Genomic DNA, 2,206 nt, shown 5'->3' with positions numbered 1-2,206 from the left:
TTTATCGGAAGTTTGTTTGTTGTCGACGATAAAGTGAGATTTTTCAACAAACTACGCACGTAGTGATTCAACGCTTCTCTTTTTCGGACAGGGGTTCGATTCCCCTCGCCTCCACTCTTCGTCCCGCTCTGCGCGGGACTTCGCGTGGCAGGCCATTTTTCTCATTCCAAACCGAAGTCTTCGGTATAAACGCAACGAAGAGTGTCCTGCGTATTCCGCTTTAGCGGAAGAAGCATGGACTGACATGTTTTACACTTACATTATCAGAAGTAAAACTTTTCCTGAAAAAACTTACATAGGTTATTCGGCCGACCTGAAAATACGTCTTGATTTTATTTTACCGGATTTATATATTTTATTTTTAGAACGATCAATGAAAAGTAATGCCAAATTATTTTTAACTATTCACATTTATTTTAGCGAATTCCTATGTTTTTTTTTACGTGCAATTTTCGCAGTATGGCATTTCCAGCATTTATAACCAACCATTTAGAATCATGACTAATATCAGGCCATTAGGAAAAATTACTAACTTGAAAAAAGATAAATAGAATTACTTAAAATTATAGAACAATGAATTCCAAATATCAGAAATTAATCGAGGAACAGTTCCAGATTCTTGATGTACCCCTGATATTTTATAATCCTTAAGTGAATATTAACATATGAACTCTGATAAAATAATCACAAATCTTTACATTGCTATCAAATATGTAAGCGATCGCTCATATTCAAATTTTTTAAAATCATATAAATACAATCAGGTAGTTGATTATATGGCAACATTATGTGAATCAAGGATATTTTATTACACATTGTTTGATTATTACTTATCAGTAGATATTAGTGAAAATTTACGTAGAAACATTCATGAAATCTGTTTGTTTAGTATAGACAATGAATTTTGTTTACATCTAAAAGATGAGAATCTCGTTGATTTGGTTGAACAAAGATACATGGAATATGGTCAATTATTATCAGAAAATAGAGAAGGCACAATAATTAATTTGTATAGAAAATACATATTTAGGCTTTTAATATCTATGAATTCAGATTACCTTGGTAAACCGTCTTTGCCTACCCTAAACAGTGATCCTTTGTTTAGTGAAATTGATTTTATTGACTTAGAGCAGAAAAATTTGATAGTTATCTCCCAACTAAAAGGACCAATTATTAACGGTGAAAATATTAAAGATTATTTGCAGTTATCATCTTAAACAGCAAATATTACTCGAGCACAACAATGAACTCTATTAAGATATTAAAAAAAATTATCACTATTGTTTTCTTACTTGATTTTGCATATTCGCAATATTCCGAGTTTTATATTAATCCTAATTTCAATCATGATGCAGTAAAATCAGTTGTTGTCGTAGCAGATAGTCCTGAATTTTGGATAGGTCAATTTCTTTCTAATGGTTATAATGTGGTTGATAGAAATTCTCTTGATTATATCTTGGAAGAAAAAAAGTTAATTCTTTCGGGCTTAACTGCAAATGATGATATCAAGGATTTAATAAATGCTGATGCTATATTTATTTACAATAAAATTGCTAATTATAGCGATTCCATTTGGAATGAAGTTATTAATTGTAAGTTAATTTTTGTCTCCACTGGTGAGATAATATTTACATCGAAATATCAATCAATTTTACTACAGGATGAATCTGTTGGTGATTTCCTTCTTAATATTATTAAATATAAAAATTCTGTTATTCCTTACTACAGATCGAAAACATCAGATCTTAAATCACCAATCACAAGATGAATTCCATTTATATAATGCACATAGAATATGACATTATTGTATTTAATAGATTTTGAAAATTTCCTTATACTCTATCGGATTCAGAGGATTTAATTCTCCATACATTAACTCTTCGTCCTGCTCTGCGCGGGACTTCGCGTGGCAGGCCACTTTTCTCATTCCAAACCGAAGTCTTCAGTATAAACGCAACGAAGAGTGTCCTGCGTATTCCCGATAATCCAATCTTCCATTACTCCAGCACTCCGTCATCAATATTTAACTGTGCTGCTTACTTCCCAAAAATCGGTTTCAGGTAATCGTTCCAGTAGTTCTGCCAGTTATACTGACTAAAAACCCGTTTAAACAGCAGATCGCTGCGGGATAAATTTTCCTTCAGAAATTGCACCAGCCGGTTGGCGTTGAACTCGGGACTTTCATCCATCGGTAAATAGAGCACGC

The 2,206-nt window shown here is 32.5% G+C and carries 2 protein-coding genes and 1 other RNA gene; all 3 read left to right on the top strand.

Annotated elements, in window-relative coordinates; all coding sequences use genetic code 11:
* Positions 1–117: a transfer-messenger RNA gene (ssrA, locus tag ACXLDF_RS00015) on the top strand; the annotation flags it as partial.
* A 548-nt stretch (positions 118–665) separates the two neighbouring features.
* Entirely contained in the window at positions 666–1,217 is a 552-nt protein-coding gene (locus ACXLDF_RS00010) for a hypothetical protein (protein ID WP_457556426.1), read from the top strand.
* Positions 1,218–1,243: 26 nt separating this feature from the next.
* The gene (locus tag ACXLDF_RS00005) at positions 1,244–1,768 is read left to right on the top strand and encodes a hypothetical protein (RefSeq protein WP_457556425.1); all 525 of its coding nucleotides are present in this window, start codon (positions 1,244–1,246) and stop codon (positions 1,766–1,768) included.
* Positions 1,769–2,206 lie beyond the last annotated feature (438 nt).

It is taken from the genome of Candidatus Harpocratesius sp. (genome assembly GCF_054039255.1).
This window is presented reverse-complemented; position numbering and strand designations above follow the sequence as displayed.

What these genes read in the sequence shown, in the direction of transcription:
- ACXLDF_RS00010 (WP_457556426.1), top strand. Translation starts at nt 666, where the DNA reads ATGAACTCTGATAAAATAATCACAAATCTTTACATTGCTATCAAATAT.
- ACXLDF_RS00005 (WP_457556425.1), top strand. Translation starts at nt 1,244, where the DNA reads ATGAACTCTATTAAGATATTAAAAAAAATTATCACTATTGTTTTCTTA.